20 protein-coding genes are annotated in these 19,027 nt (G+C 72.0%); 13 read left to right on the forward strand and 7 right to left on the reverse strand.

Going from position 1 to position 19,027, the window contains the following annotated elements; translation table 11 throughout:
* Window positions 1–36 precede the first annotated feature (36 nt).
* From AXK60_RS22260 to AXK60_RS22270, 3 genes are read left to right on the forward strand one after another with little or no spacing between them, the layout of a single operon-like run.
* On the forward strand, window positions 37–765 hold the full coding sequence (locus tag AXK60_RS22260) for a DUF3027 domain-containing protein (RefSeq protein ID WP_068574599.1): 729 nt from the start codon (window positions 37–39) through the stop codon (window positions 763–765).
* A gap of 37 nt (window positions 766–802) precedes the next feature.
* Window positions 803–3,289 carry a sacsin N-terminal ATP-binding-like domain-containing protein gene (locus AXK60_RS22265; RefSeq protein WP_068574601.1) on the forward strand — a complete coding sequence of 829 codons (2,487 nt, stop codon included), beginning with the start codon at window positions 803–805 and terminating at the stop codon, window positions 3,287–3,289.
* Window positions 3,283–3,891 (forward strand): phosphatase PAP2 family protein, encoded by a 609-nt coding sequence (locus tag AXK60_RS22270; RefSeq protein ID WP_068574603.1) that lies wholly within the window; start codon window positions 3,283–3,285, stop codon window positions 3,889–3,891. Before AXK60_RS22265 ends, AXK60_RS22270 begins: the two co-directional genes overlap by 7 nt.
* On the opposite strand, the gene AXK60_RS22275 is transcribed toward AXK60_RS22270, so the two are convergent.
* Window positions 3,830–4,099: a DUF2530 domain-containing protein gene (locus AXK60_RS22275; protein WP_068982564.1), complete on the reverse strand. Its 270-nt coding sequence runs from the start codon at window positions 4,097–4,099 to the stop codon at window positions 3,830–3,832. The two genes, AXK60_RS22270 and AXK60_RS22275, sit on opposite strands and share 62 nt — an antisense overlap.
* Window positions 4,100–4,154: 55 nt before the next feature.
* On the opposite strand from AXK60_RS22275, the gene AXK60_RS22280 reads away from it, so the two are divergent.
* A complete protein-coding gene (locus AXK60_RS22280) occupies window positions 4,155–4,589 on the forward strand; it encodes a MarR family winged helix-turn-helix transcriptional regulator (protein ID WP_068574607.1) in 435 nt (144 codons plus the stop codon).
* 105 nt (window positions 4,590–4,694) lie between these two features.
* On the opposite strand, the gene AXK60_RS22285 is transcribed toward AXK60_RS22280, so the two are convergent.
* On the reverse strand, window positions 4,695–5,846 hold the full coding sequence (locus AXK60_RS22285) for a GNAT family N-acetyltransferase (RefSeq protein ID WP_068574608.1): 1,152 nt from the start codon (window positions 5,844–5,846) through the stop codon (window positions 4,695–4,697).
* A gap of 24 nt (window positions 5,847–5,870) precedes the next feature.
* Here AXK60_RS22285 and AXK60_RS22290 point away from each other — a divergent pair, with 24 nt between their 5' ends.
* From AXK60_RS22290 to AXK60_RS22300, 3 genes are read left to right on the forward strand one after another with little or no spacing between them, the layout of a single operon-like run.
* On the forward strand, window positions 5,871–6,677 hold the full coding sequence (locus AXK60_RS22290; protein ID WP_068574610.1) for a TrmH family RNA methyltransferase: 807 nt from the start codon (window positions 5,871–5,873) through the stop codon (window positions 6,675–6,677).
* Complete coding sequence (locus AXK60_RS22295) at window positions 6,674–6,970, forward strand: DUF2537 domain-containing protein (protein WP_068574613.1); 297 nt, start codon at window positions 6,674–6,676, stop codon at window positions 6,968–6,970. The genes AXK60_RS22290 and AXK60_RS22295 overlap by 4 nt, the downstream gene beginning before the upstream one ends.
* Window positions 6,971–7,005: 35 nt before the next feature.
* Window positions 7,006–8,244: an MFS transporter gene (locus AXK60_RS22300; protein WP_068574615.1), complete on the forward strand. Its 1,239-nt coding sequence runs from the start codon at window positions 7,006–7,008 to the stop codon at window positions 8,242–8,244.
* A gap of 212 nt (window positions 8,245–8,456) precedes the next feature.
* Here the strand turns inward: AXK60_RS22300 and AXK60_RS22305 are convergent, their stop codons facing one another.
* The 4 genes from AXK60_RS22305 to AXK60_RS22320 are packed head-to-tail and all read right to left on the reverse strand — an operon-like array spanning window position 8,457 to window position 12,255.
* Window positions 8,457–9,212, reverse strand: coding sequence for a DUF6928 family protein (locus tag AXK60_RS22305; RefSeq protein WP_068982565.1), 756 nt, complete (start codon window positions 9,210–9,212; stop codon window positions 8,457–8,459).
* 3 nt (window positions 9,213–9,215) lie between these two features.
* Entirely contained in the window at window positions 9,216–9,998 is a 783-nt protein-coding gene (sepH, locus tag AXK60_RS22310; RefSeq protein WP_068574619.1) for a septation protein SepH, read from the reverse strand.
* Between the two features lie 25 nt (window positions 9,999–10,023).
* Complete coding sequence (serC, locus tag AXK60_RS22315; protein WP_068574621.1) at window positions 10,024–11,148, reverse strand: phosphoserine transaminase; 1,125 nt, start codon at window positions 11,146–11,148, stop codon at window positions 10,024–10,026.
* Window positions 11,149–11,151: 3 nt separating this feature from the next.
* On the reverse strand, window positions 11,152–12,255 hold the full coding sequence (locus tag AXK60_RS22320; protein ID WP_068574623.1) for a citrate synthase 2: 1,104 nt from the start codon (window positions 12,253–12,255) through the stop codon (window positions 11,152–11,154).
* Window positions 12,256–12,288: 33 nt separating this feature from the next.
* Here AXK60_RS22320 and pdxH point away from each other — a divergent pair, with 33 nt between their 5' ends.
* The 3 genes from pdxH (at window position 12,289) to AXK60_RS22335 (ending at window position 14,935) form a co-directional block, all read left to right on the forward strand.
* Window positions 12,289–12,909 (forward strand): pyridoxamine 5'-phosphate oxidase, encoded by a 621-nt coding sequence (gene pdxH, locus AXK60_RS22325; protein ID WP_068575298.1) that lies wholly within the window; start codon window positions 12,289–12,291, stop codon window positions 12,907–12,909.
* Window positions 12,910–13,012: 103 nt separating this feature from the next.
* Window positions 13,013–14,239 carry an MFS transporter gene (locus AXK60_RS22330; RefSeq protein ID WP_068574625.1) on the forward strand — a complete coding sequence of 409 codons (1,227 nt, stop codon included), beginning with the start codon at window positions 13,013–13,015 and terminating at the stop codon, window positions 14,237–14,239.
* 21 nt (window positions 14,240–14,260) lie between these two features.
* Window positions 14,261–14,935 (forward strand): DsbA family protein, encoded by a 675-nt coding sequence (locus AXK60_RS22335; RefSeq protein WP_082778192.1) that lies wholly within the window; start codon window positions 14,261–14,263, stop codon window positions 14,933–14,935.
* Between the two features lie 9 nt (window positions 14,936–14,944).
* Here AXK60_RS22335 and AXK60_RS22340 read toward each other — a convergent pair whose 3' ends face one another.
* Window positions 14,945–15,862: an SDR family NAD(P)-dependent oxidoreductase gene (locus AXK60_RS22340; RefSeq protein WP_068574629.1), complete on the reverse strand. Its 918-nt coding sequence runs from the start codon at window positions 15,860–15,862 to the stop codon at window positions 14,945–14,947.
* Between the two features lie 111 nt (window positions 15,863–15,973).
* On the opposite strand from AXK60_RS22340, the gene AXK60_RS22345 reads away from it, so the two are divergent.
* The 3 genes from AXK60_RS22345 (at window position 15,974) to AXK60_RS22355 (ending at window position 18,999) form a co-directional block, all read left to right on the forward strand.
* Entirely contained in the window at window positions 15,974–16,642 is a 669-nt protein-coding gene (locus AXK60_RS22345; protein WP_068574631.1) for a TetR/AcrR family transcriptional regulator, read from the forward strand.
* Between the two features lie 71 nt (window positions 16,643–16,713).
* Window positions 16,714–17,619 (forward strand): aldose 1-epimerase family protein, encoded by a 906-nt coding sequence (locus AXK60_RS22350; RefSeq protein WP_068574633.1) that lies wholly within the window; start codon window positions 16,714–16,716, stop codon window positions 17,617–17,619.
* A gap of 87 nt (window positions 17,620–17,706) precedes the next feature.
* Window positions 17,707–18,999, forward strand: a complete 1,293-nt coding sequence (locus tag AXK60_RS22355; RefSeq protein ID WP_068574635.1) for a citrate synthase — start codon at window positions 17,707–17,709, stop codon at window positions 18,997–18,999.
* The last annotated feature ends 28 nt before the right edge of the window (window positions 19,000–19,027 follow it).

Consider the following 19,027-nt stretch of genomic DNA (forward strand, 5'->3'; position numbering starts at 1 on the left):
GCACCGGCGATCCCGGCGTCCGGCACAATCACTCAGGTGAGTTCCGCATTGCAGTCAGGTGCCGCGGTCGACCTCGCGCGTGCCGTGCTGGAAGCCGAGGAGGGCGCGCCGGTGGGTGCGCACGTGGCCACGGTCGTCGAGGACGAGTTCGCCGTGGCCCACTACTTCGAGGCGAACCTGCCCGCGTACCGCGGCTGGCAGTGGTGCGCCGTCATCGCCGCCACGCCCGGTGGCGAGCTGACGGTGTCCGAGACGGCGCTGCTGCCCGGCCCCGGGTCCCTGACCGCCCCCGAGTGGGTGCCGTGGGATCGGCGGGTCCGCGCGGGCGACCTCGCTCCGGGCGACGTGCTGCCGCCCCGGGAGGCCGACGAGCGCATCGAGCCCGGGTACACCCTCTCGGGCGACCCGGCGGTCGACGAGGTGGCCGGCGAGATCGGTGTGAACCTCGAGCGCGTGATGTCCCGGATCGGCCGCGTGGACGCGGCGGAGCGGTGGTTGGCCGGAGCGTTCGGCCCCGAGTCGGAGATGGCCCGCTCCACCCGGTACCACTGCGGCGACTGCGCCTTCTTCCTGCCGCTGGCCGGCGTGCTGGGCGCGGCGTTCGGCGCGTGCGGCAACGAGTACTCGGCCGACGGGCACGTCGTGCACGCGCACTACGGCTGCGGCGCGCACTCGTCGGTGGCGGCACCGTCGGGCCAGGGGAGCCCGGCCTACGAGCCCTACGACGACGGCGCAGTGGAGAAGGTCCCTGTCGAACACGGCTGAGCGGGACCCCTTCGGGACCGCCGCGCTGCGGGCGGCCGTGCTCGCCGCCTGGCGTGATTCGCCCACCCGCGCGGCCGAGGACCTCGCCTCCGAGTGCGATCTGGTCGACGTCGGCTATCGCGACCGGGTCGCCGTCGAGCTGGCGCAGAACGCCGCCGACGCCGCGACCGCGGCCGGCGTCCCGGGCGAGCTGGCCGTCTGGGCCGAGCCCGACGGGGTGCACGTCGCCAACACCGGTACGCCGCTGTCCACGGCGGGCGTGGCCTCGCTCGCCGCCCTGCGCGTCTCCCCGAAGGCCGACGGTGCCGCGGGCTCCGTCGGCAGGTTCGGCGTCGGCTTCGCCGCGGTCCTCACGGTGACCGATCACGTCGAGATCCGTTCCGCGGAGGGCGGGATCGCGTTCTCCGCGGAACGCTCACGCGCCGACGCCGGCCGGGCCGAGGTCGCCGTGATGCGGCTGCCCTACCCGCTGGACACGCCGCCCCGCGCGGGCTTCGCCACCGAGATCGTGCTGGTGGGCGCGGATCCCGCGCTGGTCGGCGAGTTCGCCGAACAGGCCGAGGACCTCCTGCTGGACCTGCCCGCGCTGGCCGCGGTCGTCGTCGAGGGGGAGCGGACCGGGCGTCCCGACCTGGTCGAGGGACACGGCCCGCACGCGCGCTGGGTGATCGGCGCAGACGCGCGGTTCCTGCACGCGCCGACCCGCACCGACGAGCCGCTGACCCTGCCCGTGCGGGTCATCGCCGACCTGCCGACCACGCCCGACCGCCGCCGCCTGCACCCGGATGCCGACATCGCGCGCGCGGCCCGCGGCTACGCCGCCTTCGTCGCCTCCCGGCCCGACCCGATGCCCCTGCTCCCACCGCGCCGCCCGCCCGCCGGGGCCGTCGACGCGCTGCTCCGCGAGGTGATCGAGGACGAGTTGCGCGGGCACGCCTGGGTCCCCGGGCCCGACGGTGCGCGGCTGCGCCCGGACCGCGCCGCGGTGCTGCCGGGGCTCACCGACGAGCTGTTCGCGCTGCTGTCCGAGACCCTGCCGCTGGTGCCGCCGGCGTTCTCGTCGGCGCCCGACGCGGCGCGGCTGATCGCGCTCGGTGCGCGCGAGCTGACCGCCGCCGACCTCGCCGACGCGATGCCCCGCGATCGCGAACCCGGCTGGTACGCAGGGGTGTACGGGGCGCTCGACGCGGCACGCCTGTCTGCGGACGATCTCGGCGCGCTGCCGGTCCCGCTCGCCGACGGCCGTGTCGTCACCGGTGCGCGCGGCGCGGCGCTCGTCGCGGGCGGCGCCGATGCGCTCGCCCTCGTCACCTGGGCCCGCGTCGTGCATCCGGCCGCGCAGCACCCGCTGCTGGAGCGGGCCGGTGCCCGCCGGCTCGCGGCCGCGGACCTGCTCGGCGATCCCGCGCTCCGTGAGGAGGTCGGCCGGATCGACTGGGAGGCGGGGCCCTCCGACGAGGACGTCGAGCTCACCGAGGCCGTGCTGGGCCTGCTGGGGGAGGACGGCATCGTCGGGCCCGGTTGGCTGGGCGCGCTCCCGGTCCCGGGCGACGACGGTGCGCTGTACCCCGCGGACGAGCTCCTGGCCGCCGGGGCGCCGCTGCGGGCCGCGCTCGGGGCGGACCACCCGTACGGCACCGTCGACCCGGACTTCGAGGCGCGACACCCCGCCGCGGCGCTGCGGGCGATCGGGGTGGGCTGGTCCTTCGGCGTGCTCCGCGAGGCGCTGCCGACGGAACCGGAGCCGAGCCTCGACGGCGCCGAGGACTGGTGGGCGCACCTGCCCGGCGAGCCGGACGAGCTGGTCGCGGTGCGCGACCTGGACCTGGTCGAGCACTGGGACCCCGCGCTGGCGCTGATCGCGGAACTGCCGGGCGTGCTGGACGATCCGGACGGCTACACGGCGTGGTGGCTGCGCACGCGCACGGCCCTGGGGAGCCTGCGCTCTCCCGACGACGGGACCTTCGCCGGCCTGCTGGACCCGTGCACCCATCCCGATGCGGGGCGTCTGCGCGCGGCCCTGTTCACCGCGGTGCGCGGCGGGGCGGACGCGCAGGTCCTCGCCGACGGGCTGGCCGACCCGGACCGGTCGCCGACCCCCGCGGTGGTGTCCGCGGCGCACCGGGCGATCGCGGGACATCGCCTGGCGCGGTTGCCCGCCCGGGTACGGGGCATCGACGGCGCGGTCCTCGACGCGGAGGCCGCCGCGGTGCTCGACGTGCCGCACGCGAGGTTCACCGCCGATGGCCTGGTGTTCGGCGGACTCGACGTGGCGGTGGACCTCGCGGACACCCTCGACCTGCCGCTGGCGAGTGCGGAGCCGATCGAGATCGTCAGCGGCGGTGACCGGTTCGTACGTGGCGCGCATCCCGGGGTGACGCTGGCGCAGGCCCTCGGCGAGCTGCCGGACGCACCGGAGACGGAGATCCACGACGAGCTGATCGTGCGGGTGGCCGCCGGCGCGCGGCGGGTGCCGTACGTTCTCGTGGGGGGTGTCCTGCACGTACAGTCGGGGCGATGGTGATGCAGGACGGTGCCTGGCCCAATCCGGTCGACCGCGCGGTGCTCGACTGGGTCGTGTCGATCCGGTCCGAGGCCCTGACGGCGGTGGTCCGAGCGATCACCACAGTGGGCAACACGATCCCGATGTTCGCGATCGCGATCGTGGGCTTCCTCGTCCTCCTGTACCGCGGCCGGATCGAGTGGGCGCTGTACTGCGGCCTGACCTCGCTGTCGGGGCTCTTCCTCATGATCGCGGTCAAGAACGCCCTCGGTCGGGAGCGCCCGCCGATCCCGCCGCGGCTGCTCCAGATCGACAGTCTCAGTTTCCCGTCCGGGCACGCGCTGAACTCGATGGTGGTGCTCACGACCCTCGCGGTGGCCGCCCACGCCCTCACGGGCCGGCGGTGGCCGCTCGCCGCCGCTCTCGCGGGCTCGATCGCGATCGGCCTGAGCAGGGTGTACCTCGCGGCGCACTGGATGACCGACGTTCTGGCCGGCTGGGCGATCGGGCTGGTGGTGGTGGCGCTGGGACTCGCGGTGCGCGCGGCGGTGTTGCGCCGGATCAGACCAGCCCGCGCTGCGCCCCTCGATCGCCCCGGAGGGCCGCCCGACGCTGCAGGGTGAGCACCGTCGCGCCGAGAACCCCGACCCCGATGCCGCACGCGCACACGATCCAGGCCGCGCCGAAGGTGTTCCGGGCGAGCAGCGCGACGACGAAGAATGCTGCGAACAAGACCGTTCCGGCGATCACGACCGGGCGCGGTTCGGTGAGAGCGCGGGGAAGTTCAGGGGCTTCCGTGGCGTGTTCGGGATCGCTTCCTTGAAGGTTCACGGGTTCTCCCGGGGTTCGTGCGCGGAAAACATTCTGACGGATGTAGTCTAACGCCGTGACTGACAATGACGATCGGCTGGCTGGAGAACTCGCGCTGGCCACCGTGCGGTTCGCCCGCCACTTGCGTGGCCGGCGGCGTGATTCGCTCGTCTCCTTGACGCAGCTCTCCGCACTCAACGCTCTTGCGAACGACGGGCCGCTCACGCCGGGCCAACTCGCCGCCCGCGAGCGGGTGCAGCCGCCGTCGATGACGCGGGTCATCGCATCCCTCGCGGACCTGGGGCTGGTGCGGCGAGCTCCGCACCCCACGGACGGGCGTCAGGTGATCGTCAGCCTCTCGGACGAGGGCGAACGGGTCATCACGGGCGAGGCCGCGGCGCGCGAGGCGTGGCTGCGCGGCAAGCTCGCGGACCTCACCGCGGAGCAGCGGTCCACGCTGAACGGCGCCGTGGACATTCTCAACGGACTCATTGCGGCCGAGGAGAAGTAAGGCGGATTCACCCGGTTTCATCATCAGGCCCTATCGGATTGATTCCGATAGGGCCGTTCCTTTTCTCGGGCAATTACTTATTCATGGGATGAATTTCTCGGCGGGTTAGAACGACGTGCCGAGTTCCGGTTGCCGGGAGGTCGAGAAAATCCGCAGCGCGGTGCTTTCTCCGGCGAACCGCCCGGCGCGGTCCAGCGTGCTCGGCGCCGTCGCGCCCAGGTACAGGCCGGCCAGGGTGGGCCCGGTCATCGAGACCGACGGTGCCTCCTCCGTCGCCCGGCAGCGCGCCGTGCCGTCGGAGACGGTGAGCCGGTACGGGACCCCGTCGACCGCGAGCACGAGGTCGCCGTCGCTCGCGTAGGTGCGGGCCTCGAGCGCCGCCGGCACGTCCAGGAACTTCAGCCACAGCCGGTCCTTGCGGTCGGTGGTCTTCACCGACCGCGGGTCGACGAGCATCTCGCGGAGCGGATGGTCCGAGGGCAGGTCGGCGGTCACCACGTCGAAGATGTCCAGTCCCAACACGGTCTGCCAGAGGTCGGCGGCCGCGTCGTCGGTCAGCGCCTTGACGTCGTCGAGCTGCGCCCGGTCCTTCTCGTCCACCCGGTAGGTCACGAAGCCGTCGGGGTGCAGCAGGTACCGGCGGGCCGAGCCGCCCCAGCGCGCCCACTCGGGATCCGCGTGGAACAGCTCCCAGAACTGCTCCGCCGAGACGGATCCCGGTGTCGCGGCGTGCCAGCGGCGGTACAGCTCCTCGACGCGCTCGCGGGCCGCGTCGGCCTCGACCGCGCGGGAGCGCAGCGGACCGGGGAGCGGATCGCGCAGGCGCGCGGTGCGGCGCGCGATCGTCACCTCGTCGACCAGGGTCGCGACGCCGTAGCCGAACCGCTCGTAGATCGTGCCCTCGCTGGCGGTGAGGACCGCCACGGCGGCGCCCTCGGCGCGGTAGCGGGCGTGCAGCTCGTCGAGCATGCTCCGCAGGACGCCCAGCCGCCGGTGGCTGGGCGCCACCGACACCCACGTGACGCCCGGCGCGTCCAGCTGTGCGCCGCCGGGCACCGTCAGGGTCAGCGCGAAGGACCCCGCGACGCCGACCAGGGCACCGTCGGAGCTGTCCCGTGCGACGACGAACCGGTCGAGGTCGAGCGTGCGCCGGATCAGCGGGCGCGCCTCGGTCTCGAACGGGGAGCCGAAGGCGCGCACGTCCTGCGCGAACATCTCCGGCCAGTCGGCCTCGACGGCGGTACGGATCTCGATCACGTGGCCCGATATTAGGCTGGTGGTGTGCAGGCGCAACCGATTTATCCGATTCACGACGCGGATGACCCGCGGCTGAACGACTTCCGCGACCTGTCGGCGGCGGACAGGCGACCCGATCTGGCACGCGGCGTGGTGCTCGCCGAGGGCGTGCCCGTGGTGGAGCGGATGCTGGCGTCGCGGTTCGTGCCGCACGCGATCATGGGGGTCGAGTCGAAGCTCGCGCGCCTCGGAGGCGTCGCGCCGGACGTGCCGCGCTACCTCGTGACCGCGGACCTCATGGCGCGGGTGGTCGGCTTCCACCTCAATCGTGGCGTGCTCGCCGCGGCGCGGCGGCCCGAACCGCTCGCAGTGGCGGACCTGCTGGCCGGGGCGCGCACCGTCGTCGTGCTCGAGGGCGTCAACGATCACGAGAACCTGGGCTCGATCTTCCGCAACGGCGCGGGCCTGAGCGCCGACGCCGTGCTGTTCGGTCCGCGCTGCTCGGACCCGCTGTACCGGCGCGCGGTGCGGGTGTCGATGGGGCACGTGCTGCTGGTGCCCTTCGCGCACCTGCCCGCGGACGGCTGGCCCGGGGACGGCCTGTCGCTGCTGTCGCGGAACGGGTTCCGGACGGTGGCGCTCACCCCGTCGGGCGAGACGACGGTGGCCGGCGCGGTCGCCGGCACCCCGGACCGGGTCGCGTACCTCGTGGGCGCCGAGGGACCCGGCCTCACCCCGGAGACGATGGCCGCGGCGGATGTCCGCGCCCGGATCCCGATGTCGCGCGGCACGGACTCGCTCAACGTCGCGACGGCCGCAGCCCTGGCCCTCTACGAGCGCGCCCGCACGTGAGCGCGCCCCGGTCGTTCCCGCCGCGGTATCCGCCGTGGTTCACCGGTGTCGCCGTCGCGGCGCTGGTGGCGCTGCTCGCCGGCGGGGTGTTCTCCGGGCTGTTCGTGGCGGTGATGATGGTGAACCGGTGGCTGGGACTGTTCCTCCTCGCGCTGGGGACCGCGGGCTCCGTGCCGGTGCTGGCGGCGTACCGTCGGCGCCCCGTGACGCGATGGTTCTGCGCGGGGTTCGCCGGGGCGGTCGTCATCGCCTGGTGCGCGGTGGTCGGAGCGCTGACGAGCGGGCTGGTCTGAGATCCGGCCAGAAACTTAGGACTACTATCGGACGAGTGCCGAGTGTCTTCGTGTCCCTGAAAGCGAGGAACTACCGGCTCTGGGCGGGAGGCCAGGCGGTCAGCCTGACCGGGACCTGGATGCAGCGCGTCGCCGAGGACTGGCTGGTACTCGACCTCGCACACGGCCGGGGCTGGGTGCTGGGTGTGGTGATGGCGCTGCAGTTCGGGCCGACGCTGTTCCTGTCGGCGTGGGCGGGGCTGCTCGCGGATCGGTACGACAAGCGCCGCATGCTCATGGTCACGCAGACCGCGGCGGCGCTCTGCGCGGCGGCATTGGCGGTGCTGACGCTGACCGGTGTGGTCGAACTCTGGCACGTGCTGCTGCTCGCCTTCGTCTTCGGCTGCAACGCCGCGATCGCGGGGCCGGTCCGGCAGGCCTTCACCATCGAGATGGTCGGGCCGGAGCTGTTGCCCAACGCGATCGGCCTGAACTCCATGGTGTTCAACGCCGCCCGGATCGTCGGGCCCGCGATCGCCGGCCTGCTCATCGCGGGCGTCGGCACCGGCTGGGTGTTCGCCGTGAACGCGGTGTTCACCGGCGCGATCGTGGTGGCGCTGGTGGCGATGCGGCCGGGCGAGCTGTTCCCGTCACCGCCGGTGGAGCGGGCGAAGGGGCAGTTGCGGGCCGGGTTCGCCTACGTCCGGCGGCGGCGTGAGTTGGTGCTGGTGCTGGTCGCGGTGTTCTTCGTCTCGACCTTCGGCATCAACTTCCCGCTGGCGTTGTCGCTGCTGGCGCGGCAGGGGTTCGGGCTGGGCGCCGACGCGTACGGGCTGTTGTCGACGATGCTCGCCGTCGGCACGCTCGGCGGCGCGCTGATCGCCGCCCGCCGCACGGGGATCGCATCGATGCGGACCGCGCTGATCGGGGGCTGCGCCTTCGGTGCGGCCTCGGTGCTGGCAGGGCTGGCGCCGTGGTTCTGGGCGGTGGCGGTGCTGTTGGTGGCGGTCGGGCTGCTGCAGATGTCGTTCACCACCTCCGCGATGAGCATCATGCAGTTGTCCGTGGATCCCGAGTTCCGCGGCCGGGTGATGGGCATCTACATGCTCGCCTTCCTCGGCGGTACGCCCCTGGGAGCGCCGCTGCTCGGCGCCATCGCCGATGCCACGACGCCCGCCGCGCCGCTCCTGGTGGGCGGGGTGATCTCCGCGGTCACCTGCGCCCTGTGTGGCGGGTACGCGCTTCGACGATCCGCTCCCGCTCCCGCCGCCGCGGAGGTGCCGGAGGAGGTGTAGTCGGCCGGAACAGCCATGCGTCGCGCGCATACCTCACGTTTCCGCAGGTCAAAGCGCCGTATCGGTCTTAGTGGTATGCGTGAACTGCATACCCTTGACGTTTCGAAGCGCCGCGAGTGCCGGCGTCGCCACTCTTTCCCGGAGCAGCGGGCATTTCGGGTGCGGATGCGCTGCCGCACCCGTTTCGCGCGGTCGCACCCGGGCAGGTGGGATCAAAAGCCGAAGAAGCTGCGGACCTTGCCGCGGTCGTCCTGGCCCGCTTCCTGGGGCTGCTCGACCGGGAGGTGCGGCGCACCGTCGGGCCCGGAGACCTGGGCCTGTTGCGGTGCGGGAGCGGGGATCTCGGAAGCCAGGACGAAGTCGACGACCTGGACCCGCGCGGGGTCGAGGTCGGTGGCGTCGAGGGGATGCGTGTAGCGGAAGCCGAGGATCTCGCGGTTGGCCTGCTCCGCGAACTCCATCGGGTGGAAGGGCAGCGCGCGCGGGTCGGGGACGACGCCCTCGGCGTAGGTGAGCGGATGCGCGCCGGCCCAGAACGGCCCCTCGAAGAGCTCGGGCAGGCCCTCGTCCTCGAGAATGTCCACGGGATGGGCGGAGAAGGCGCGCTTCGGCGCACCGTCGGCGCGCAGGGCGAACCCGCCGACGGCCCGTTCCGGGTCCGCGACCAGCAGGAACGCGCGATGCGCGGGCAGCAGGTTCCACCAGGACTCGTCGAGGTCAGACGGTCGGTCCACCCGCAGGCCCTGGTGCGTGACGACGGTCAGCCCGCCCCACGCGGCCACGTACACGTGGCCGGGCAGCGGGTCGGCCGCGCGGGCCAGTGACTCGGGTCGCCCGGCGACGGGGCCGCCCAGCACCTGTTCGGCGATCACGCGGGACGCGGCCTCGTCGGGCCGTCCGGCGATCGCCAGAATGCCCTTCGGCTCCGCCACGTCGATGAACCAGAGCGTCGCAGCTGTAGCGCCCACGCCCTAGCCGTTCTTCCCGCCGCGGACCCCGAGCAGCACGTCCTCCCAGGACGGCATTTCGGGATGACGACGCCCGTGCTGGCCCACCGCGGCCGCGGGGGCCTGGGCCGGACGCTCGGCGCGCTCCTCGACCACGCCCTCCACTACCGGACCGCGCGCGACGGGCACGGCACGCAGGGGCTCGTCGACCGATCGATCGATGCTCCGGAGTCCTTGCCGCGCATCGGGATCGAGCAGGCCGCGGGCGGCGTCGTCGATGGGGCTCGCGGTGCCGCCGTGGGCGCCGGGCGCGTACCGGAAGTGCGCCTGGTTGCGGGACTTGCCGACGCTCCAGCTGATCGCGACGACCCACCGGTTGTCGGCACCCTTGAAGGCGTCCCACTCGGTGGTGTCGGCGTGACCGCGCTCGGCCAGGGCCGTGCGGGTCACGTCGGCGAGGGTGGCGTGCATCGGGCCGTCGCCGCGCACGGGATGGGCCAGCTGCGCCATCTCGGCCGCGCGGGAGCGCTCCAGCAGGACCGGACCGGCGAACCGCTTGATCCGGTGGTTCGGGGCGCCGGTCAGCTCGGCGATCTCCTCGACGGTGGCGCCCGCACGGATTCGGGCCTGGATCTCCCGCGGCGACAGGTCGGCGCCCAGCTCGAGCTCCGTCTGCCCGCCCGTCATCTCGCCGTTCACTGCCGCCTTCAGGGTGTCGTCGATCGGCAGGCGGAAACGTCCCGCGGGGCCCTCGCAGACCACCGACGTCCCGTCGTCGTCCACTCCCGTGACCCGCAACTCCTGCATGAATTCAGGGTAGGTTATCGAATCGTTACGCGCCCGTAGACACGCGCTCGACCACGAAATCGATGCACTTCGTCAGGGCGGTGACGTCGTCGGGGTCGATCGCCGGGAACATGCCGATGCGCAGCTGGTTGCGGCCCAGCTTGCGGTACGGCTCGGTGTCGACGATGCCGTTCTCGCGCAGCGTCTTGGCGACCGCGGCGGCGTCGATCTTCTCGTCGAAGTCGATGGTGCCCACGACCTGGCTGCGCAGCGCGGGGTCCGCGACGAAGGGCGTGGCGAACTCGCTGGCCTCGGCCCACTGGTACAGGCGGTCGCTGGAATCCTTGGTGCGGCTGACGCACCAGTCCAGGCCGCCGTTGCCGTTCATCCACTCGATCTGGTTCGCGAACATCAGCAGGGTGGCCAGGGCGGGCGTGTTGTAGGTCTGATTCTTGCTCGAGTTGTCCACCGCGATGGGCAGCGACAGGAACTCGGGGGTGTAGCGGCCCGAGGCCTTGATCTCCTCGACGCGCGCGAGGGCGGCGGGGCTCATCAGCGCGACCCAGAGGCCGCCGTCGGCGGCGAAGCACTTCTGCGGCGCGAAGTAGTAGACGTCGGTGTCGGCGACGTTCACCGGCAGGCCGCCGGCGCCCGAGGTGGCGTCGATCGCGATGAGCGCGTTCTCGCTGCCGGCGAGGCGGCTGACCGGCACCGCGACGCCCGTCGAGGTCTCGTTGTGCGCCCAGCCGATCAGATCGACGGTGCCGTCGGCCACCAGCTCCGGGGCGCTGCCGGGATCACTCGAGACCACGACCGGGTCGCCGATGAACGGGTTGCCCTTGGCGACGCTCGCGAACTTGTTGGAGAACTCGCCGTACGTGAAGTGCTGGCTGCGCTCGCGGATCAGGCCGAAGGCCGCGGCGTCCCAGAAGGCGGTGGTGCCGCCGTTGCCGAGCACGACCTCGTAGCCCTCGGGGAGGGAGAAGAGGTCCTTCAGGCCGTCGCGCACGCGGCCGACGACGTTCTTCACGGGAGCCTGACGGTGGCTCGTGCCGAACACCGACGCGCCGGTGTCGACGAGCGAGCTCAGCTGCTCCGGGCGGACCTTGGACGGGCCGCAGCCGAAGCGGCCGTCGACGGGCTTGAGCGCGGCGGGAATCTCGATCGTCATGCCCTAAATCCTAATGGTGTCCCAACCGGGCACGTCCTCCGGCTGCCGCGGACCCTGGCCGATGTACTGCGCGGACGGGCGGATCAGCTTGGCCGCCCGCTTCTGCTCCAGGATGTGGGCGCACCACCCGGCCGTGCGGGCGCAGGTGAACATCGCGGGCATCATCCGCACCGGCACGCCCGCGTAGTCGAGCACCACCGCTGCCCAGAACTCGACATTGGTCGAGATCGCGCGATCGGGCCTGCGCTCGGCGAACAGCGCGTTCGCCTCCCGCTCGAGGGCCGCGGCCGCCTCGTAGCGCGGCGCGTTCAGGGTGCGCGCGACGGTCCGCAGCACGTCGGCCCGCGGGTCCTCGGCGCGGTACACGCGGTGCCCGAAGCCCATGATCCGCTCGCCGCGGTCCAGCCGGTCGGTGACGGACCGGCGGGGGTCCCCGGTCCGCTCCACCTCGTCGAGCATCGGGAGCACGCGCGACGGTGCGCCGCCGTGCAGCGGGCCCGACAGGGCGCCGACCGCGCCCGAGAGCGCCGTCGAGACATCGGCCCCCGTCGACGCGATGACGCGGGCGGTGAGAGTGGAGGTGTTGAGGCCGTGCTCGGCGGCGGTGACGAAGTAGGCGTCGATGGCGCGCACGTGATCCGGGTCCGGCTCGCCCTGCCATCGGGTCATGAACCGGTGGGTCACGGTGGGCGACTGGTCGATGATCCGCTGCGGCACCGCCGGCTTCTCCAGGCCGCGAGCCGACTGGGCCACGAAGCTCAGCGTGGTCACCGACGCGCGGGCGAGGTTCTCGCGGGCCGTCGCGTCGTCGATGTCGAGCAGCGGCTCGAAACCCCACAGCGGGCCGAGGATGGCCAGACCCGCCTGCGCGTCCACGCGGACATCGCCGCTGTGGATCGGCAGGGGGAAGGGCTCGGCCGCGGGCAGCGGGTTGCCGAACTCCCCGTCCACCAGCAGGCCCCACACCTCGGCGTAGGTGACCTGGTTGCGCACCAGATCGGCCACGTCCACGCCCCGGTACCGCAGCACCCCGCCCTGCTTGTCCGGCTCCGCGATCTCGGTGGAGAACGCGACCACGCCTTCCAGTCCGCCGGGAATCTCAGTCATGCGCCTAACCTTAGTGGCGTGGACCTCACGGCGATGCGCGAGAAGTACGACGGCGACCCGTTCGATCTGCAGCCCGAGGACCTCGCCGCCGGCTGGGTGCCGCTGTGGCGCTCCTGGTTCGACGAGGCCGTGGCCACGCACGTGCCCGAGCCCAACGCGATGGTGCTGGCCACCGTCGACGATGCGGGGCTCCCGGCCACCCGAACCGTCCTGTGCAAGGGGCTCGACGAGCGCGGCGTCGTCTTCTACACCAACTACGGCTCGGACAAGGCCCGCGCGCTGGAGGCGAATCCCGTGGCGGCCGTGACCTTCCCGTGGATCGCGATCCACCGGCAGGTGCACGTGCGCGGCGCGGTGACGAAGGTGCTCCCGGAGGAGACGGCCGCCTATTGGGCGGAGCGGCCGCGGGGCTCGCAGCTCGGGGCGTGGGCGTCGGACCAGTCGCGACCGGTGGCCTCGCGGGCCGAGATGGCGGACCGGTTCGCCGAGGTCGAGGCCCGGTTCGAGGGCGTGGACGTGCCGGTGCCGCCGGAGTGGGGCGGCTACCGCATCGCGCCGCAGGTCGTCGAGTTCTGGCAGGGCCGGGAGAACCGCGTGCACAACCGCGTGCGGCTCGTCGCCCCCGACTACGCGGCGGTGCGCCTCCAGCCCTGACCGCTGCAATTGAACACCGTTATGGAGAGGGAAACCGCAGGTCGGATTCTCCATAACGGTGTTCAATTGCGGGTGGGTCGTGAGGAAGTCGTAGGATCTTTCGGTGCCGAGACTCCTGGCGGATACGCGTCCGCTCCGCAATCCCGACTACCGGCGGCTGTGGTGGACGGGGATCGTCACCGTCATCGGGGCGCAGCTGACGGCCGTCGCCGTCCCCGCCCAGATCTACGCGATCACCGGATCCTCGGCGTACGTCGGCCTGACCGGCGTCTTCGGCCTGGTCCCGCTGGTGATCTTCGGGCTCTGGGGCGGCGCGATCGCCGACGCCCTCGACCGCCGGCTGGTCATCATCGGCACCACGCTCGGGCTGGCCGGCACCGCGCTGCTGCTGGCCGTGCTGCCGAACAACGTGTGGCTGATCCTCGGCGCCTTCGCCCTGCAGCAGGCCTTCTTCGGTGTCAACCAGCCCACCCGCTCCGCGATCTACGCCCGACTCGTCCCGCCCGAGCAGCTGCCGGCGGCGAACTCGCTGAACATGACCGTCATGCAGTTCGGCGCCATCGCCGGGCCGATGCTGGGCGCGCCGCTGATCCCGATCATCGGCGTGCACTGGCTGTACACGCTGGACGCCGCGTCGCTCATGCTCACCCTGTGGGCGGTGTGGCGGCTGCCGTCGATCAAGGCGGAGGACAGGGGACAGTCGCTGGGGCTCAGTTCGGTGATCGACGGCTTCCGCTACCTCGCCGGCCACAAGGTGCTGCTGATGAGCTTCGTCGTCGACATCATCGCGATGGTCTTCGGCATGCCGCGGGCGCTGTTCCCGCAGATCGCGCACGAGAACTTCGGGGATCCGATGGAGGGCGGCTTCGTGTTCGGGGCGCTGTTCGCAGCGATGTCGGTGGGCGCCGTGCTCGGCGGCGTGCTCTCCGGCTGGACCTCACGGGTCTCGCGGCAGGGGCTGTCCGTGATCGTGATGATCGTGCTGTGGGGCGCCGCGATGGCCGGCTTCGGCGTGGCGGCCCACTTCAGCTGGCTGTGGGCGGCGCTGGTGATGCTCGCGCTGGGCGGTGCCGCGGACATGTTCTCCGCCGCCTTCCGCACCACGATGCTGCAGGAGGCCGCCACCGACGACGTCCGCGGCCGCCTGCAGGGCGTCTTCACCGTGGTCGTGGCCGGTGGGCCGCGGATCGGCGACGCCGCGCACGGCGCAGCGGCCGCCACCGCCGGTGCCGCGATGGCCGCCGCGGGCGGCGGCGTGCTCGTGATCGTGTTCACGGTGCTCGCGGCGCTGGCCGTGCCCGCCTTCGTCCGCTACCGCGTCACGCGCTGAGCCCCCAGTATCCTGCGCGGTATGAGGATGCAACGGATGCTCACCGTCGTCGCTGCGATGCTGCTCGCGCTGGTCGCGGTCGCCGGGTGCAGCCGTTCCATCGCGGGGACGGCGGTCCCGGCACCGTCGGGCGAGGCGGGGGCGACGGCGACCACCGGATCGGACGACGGTGCCGTCCGCGTCGGGACGGGTGGGCTGAAGATCACCGTCTACCTGGACTTCCTGTGCCCCGCCTGCAAGAACTTCGAGACGACCTATGGTGCGGACATCACGACCGCGGTCCGGGCGGGGCGGCTGACCGTCGAGTACCGGCCGGTGAGCTTCCTCGATCGGCTCTCCGCGAGCGGTGACTACTCCTCGCGGGCGCTGCAGGCCTTCCTCGAGGTGGGCCGCGGCAGCGGGACCGACGCGACGCTGGGCTTCGTCAGGTCGATGTTCCTCTCGCAGCCCCAGGAGAGCGGGGCGAGCGATCTCACCAACGCGGAGATCGCGACCCTCGCGGGCGCGTCCGGCACCGGCGACGCCGCGGTGGCGAAGATCCGTGACGGGGCGACCGGGGTCGACGGGAAGGCCGTGGGCGCCGCGAACCTGAAGCTGCTCACCGCCGCCGGCGGTACCGGCACCCCGACGGTGCTGCACGACGGTGAGCAGGTCTCGCTCAGCGATCCGGCGTGGCTGACGAAGATCACCGGCTGAGCGAATCCGCTACACCGGGAAGGACACCCCGGTGAGCTCCTCGGACACGGCCCACAGTCGACGCTGCAGGTCCAGGTCGAGCGACTGGGCGCTGGAGGTGACCAGCCGCGGGGCGCCGCGACGCTCGCCGGTGGCGTCGGGCCCGTAGTACTGCCCGCCGAGGACGGACGGGTCCGTCGCCGCCCGCAGCTGCGCGAGCGCGCCGTGCGCCGCGTCGTGCGAGAACAGGGGAGCGGCGACCTGGGCGAACTGCAGGGCCTTCGGTAGGTTGCGGACCAGCTCGGTGTCGGCGATGCCCGGGTGGGCCGCGACGGCGACTGTGCCCCGCTCGCCCGATGCGCGCGCCTCGAGGCGGCGCTGCAGCTCGTAGTGGAAGAGCAGGTTCGCGAGCTTGCTCTGCCCGTAGGCCGCGACCCGCTCGTAGGAGCGCTCCCACTGCAGATCGTCGAAGTGGATCGCTGCGCGGATGCGGTGGGCGAGGGAGGCCACCGTCACCACGCGCGAGCCGGGAACGTCGAGCAGTAGATCGAGAACCTGTGCGGTCCAGGCGAAGTGGCCCAGATGGTTGGTGCCGAACTGCAGCTCGAAGCCGTCGGCGGTGGTCTGCTTCGGCGGGTACATGACGCCCGCGTTGTTGACCAGCAGGTCGATCCGGGGCGTGCTCTCCCGCAGTTCCGCGGCGGCCTCGCGCACCGATTCCAGCGAGCCGAGGTCCAGGCGCTGCAGGCGCACCGTCGCACACGGGGCGGCCGCGGCGATGCGCCGGACGGCCTCCGCGCCCTTGTCCGGGTTGCGGACCGCGAGCACCACCTCGGCGCCCTTCTGCGCGAGCACGCGAGCCGTCTCGAAACCCAGGCCGGTGTTGGCGCCGGTGACGACGGCGACCCGTCCGGCCTGGGTGGGAACGTCGTTCTCGGTCCAGCTCATGTGTACTCCTGCTGCGTCGGCGATGGTTAATAGACCGTCGGTCTGTTGTGCCACCACGGTAGAAGGCCACCGTTCCGCTGTCAATAGACCGACGGTCTGTAAAATCGATCCGTGGGATTCCAGCGGGCGCGCACCGAGCAGCAGCGGCAGGAGCGGCGGGAGGCGATCCTGGCCGCGGCCGCCGCGATGCTCGGCGAGATGCCCGTGGTGGCGCTCACGCTCAACGAGCTCAGCCGCCGCGTCGGCCTCGCGAAGTCGAACGTGCTGCGCTACTTCGAATCCCGCGAGGAGGTCCTGCTCGAGGTGCTCACCCGCTCGGCGACGGGATGGATCGCACAACTCGATGAGGCCTGGACGGCGGAGGAGCCGGACGCCACTGCGCCGGCCGCCGAGCGCATCGAGCGGTTCGCGGCCGTCTACGCCCGCGTCGCCGCCGCGCGGCCGGAACTGCTCGACCTCCTGGCCGCGCAGGCCTCCGTCCTCGAACGCAATGTCTCCACCGACGCGATCGTGCGGTTCAAGCGCACCGCGCTGGCCGGGATGGAACTGCTGGGGCGGGTTCTGCGGCGGGCGGTTCCGGAGCTGGGCGACGCGGCGCCCGCCGTGTGCGTCTTCCTCGTCACCCTCTCGGGCACCGTCTACACGCAGGCCGAGCAGTCGCACGTCTGCCAGAGCGCGTATCTCGTGGACCCGGAACTCGCCGTCTTCCGGGTCGAGCTGGTCCCCGCACTGCACGCCGCCGTCGCGACGGTGATCGCCGGGACCCTGGCCCGCGGGTAGCAGGGGGTTGCACCGCCGCCGGTGGGGCCGACGCCGCTCGCCCCGGCGATGGCGCCCGTAGGATGACGGCCATGACGGTGCAACCGGGGTTCACCATCGCGGCCGGCGGTTACGTCGCCGAGATCGCGCGCACGGGAGCGGGCCTGCGCGGCCTGCGCCGCGACGGGGTCCCTCTCACCGAGGAGTGGCCGCTGGGTGAGAAGCCGCCGCTGTCCGCGGGTCTGGTGCTCGCGCCGTGGCCCGGCCGCACCGAGGACGGCATCTACTCCTGGGACGACGAGTTGTATCGGCTCGAGGTCACCAGCGACGTCACCGGCACCGCCGACCACGGGCTCGTCCGCCGCGTCGACTGGGACGACATCGAGACCGCCGTCGACGCCGTCACCCTCGTCCTCGACGTGGGTCGGCACACCGGCTGGCCCTTCGACCTGCACCTGCGGATCCGCTACAGCGTCGCCGCCGACGGCCTGACCTGCGCCTTCGAGGCGCGCAACACCGGCACTGTCGACCTGCCCTTCGCCGTCGGATTCCACACCTACCTCCGGGTGGGCGCGAGCCCCGTCGACGACTGCACGCTCGAGCTCGGGGCGGAGCAGTGGCAGCCCCTCGGGCCGCGCCTGTTGCCCGACGGTCCGCCGCGCACCGTCGAGGGCTCCGCGTACGACTACCGCGCGCCGCGGTCCCTGGCCGGCGTCCACATCGACACCCCGTTCACCGGCGCGGCCGGCCGGTACGTCCTGCGCGGACCGGACGGGGAGACCGAGCTGTGGACGGCACCGTCGTTGCCGTGGGCCCAGGTGTTCATCGCGGACCCGGACGACGGCAAGGGCTTCCCCGGACGGGGCGCCGACGGTGGACCGGGCCGGGCCGTGGCGGTCGAGCCGATGTCCGCCCCGGGCAACGCGCTGCATACCGGGACCGACGTGATCCGCATCGCCCCCGGGCGATCGTGGAGCACCGAATGGGGGATCAGGTGACACCCTCGTTTTCGCAGAGAACCGCGATACCGCTAGGTTCTAGCCAGGTAGCTTTTATCCGCCGACTACAGCGAGGGGATACGAACATTGTCCACCGATGACAACACCGCGAACGCTACGGTCGCCTACCCTGGCGGCCAGATCGAGCTGCCGATCATCAAGGCGACCGAGGGTGCGGACGGCATCGCGCTCGGGAAGTTCCTCGGGCAGACCGGCCTGAGCACCTTCGACAACGGCTTCGTCAACACGTCGTCCTGCAAGTCGGCCATCACCTACATCGACGGCAACGCGGGGATCCTGCGCTACCGCGGGTACCCGATCGAGCAGCTCGCGGAGAAGTCGACCTTCATCGAGGTCAGCTACCTGCTGATCCACGGTGAGCTGCCGAGCCCGGAGCAGCTGGCGGAGTTCACGGCCAAGATCCAGCGGCACACGCTGCTGCACGAGGACCTGAAGCTCTTCTTCAACGGCTTCCCGCGCAACGCCCACCCGATGCCGGTCGTCTCGTCGGCCGTGAACGCGCTGAGCGCGTACTACCCTGACTCGCTGAACCACAACGATCCGGCGCAGGTCGAGCTCGCGACGGTCCGCCTGCTCGCGAAGTTCCCGACCATCTGCGCCTACGCGTACAAGAAGTCGGTCGGCCAGCCCTTCCTCTACCCGGACAACTCGCTGAGCCTGGTCGAGAACTTCATGCGGATGACCTTCGGGTTCCCGGCCGAGCCCTACGAGGTCGACCCGGAGCTGGTCAAGGCCCTCGACATGCTGCTCATCCTGCACGCCGACCACGAGCAGAACTGCTCGACGTCGACGGTGCGCCTGGTCGGCTCGTCGAACGCCAACCTGTTCACGTCCATCTCGGGCGGCATCAACGCGCTCTGGGGCCCGCTCCACGGCGGCGCCAACCAGGCCGTCCTCGAGATGCTCGACGACATCAAGGCCTCCGGTGGCGACACCACGGCCTTCATGAACAAGGTCAAGAACAAGGAAGACGGCGTGAAGCTCATGGGCTTCGGGCATCGCGTCTACAAGAACTACGACCCGCGTGCGGCGATCGTGAAGCAGACCGCGGACCGCATCTTCGAGCTGCTAGGCGTGTCCGACGAGCTGCTCGACATCGCCAAGGGCCTGGAGGACGTCGCGCTGCACGACGACTACTTCATCGAGCGCAAGCTGTACCCGAACGTGGACTTCTACACCGGTCTGATCTACCGCGCGATGGGCTTCCCGACGCGCATGTTCACGGTGCTGTTCGCGCTCGGCCGGCTTCCGGGCTGGATCGCCCACTGGCGCGAGATGCACGAGGACCCGACCACCAAGATCGGCCGTCCTCAGCAGATCTACACGGGCCACACCGCCCGTGACTACCCCGGTGCGTAAATGCCGCCGATCCGTCGCGACAACCTGC

This window comes from Tsukamurella pseudospumae (assembly GCF_001575195.1).
In the GTDB taxonomy this organism is placed as follows: Bacteria; Actinomycetota; Actinomycetes; order Mycobacteriales; family Mycobacteriaceae; genus Tsukamurella; species Tsukamurella pseudospumae.

Coding starts and splice junctions, on each gene's coding strand:
- AXK60_RS22270 (WP_068574603.1), top strand. CDS start 3,283: ATGGTGATGCAGGACGGTGCCTGGCCCAATCCGGTCGACCGCGCGGTG.
- sepH (WP_068574619.1), bottom strand. CDS start 9,998: ATGCAGGAGTTGCGGGTCACGGGAGTGGACGACGACGGGACGTCGGTG.
- serC (WP_068574621.1), bottom strand. CDS start 11,148: ATGACGATCGAGATTCCCGCCGCGCTCAAGCCCGTCGACGGCCGCTTC.
- AXK60_RS22320 (WP_068574623.1), bottom strand. CDS start 12,255: ATGACTGAGATTCCCGGCGGACTGGAAGGCGTGGTCGCGTTCTCCACC.
- pdxH (WP_068575298.1), top strand. CDS start 12,289: ATGCGCGAGAAGTACGACGGCGACCCGTTCGATCTGCAGCCCGAGGAC.
- AXK60_RS22335 (WP_082778192.1), top strand. CDS start 14,261: ATGAGGATGCAACGGATGCTCACCGTCGTCGCTGCGATGCTGCTCGCG.
- AXK60_RS22340 (WP_068574629.1), bottom strand. CDS start 15,862: ATGAGCTGGACCGAGAACGACGTTCCCACCCAGGCCGGACGGGTCGCC.
- AXK60_RS22350 (WP_068574633.1), top strand. CDS start 16,714: ATGACGGTGCAACCGGGGTTCACCATCGCGGCCGGCGGTTACGTCGCC.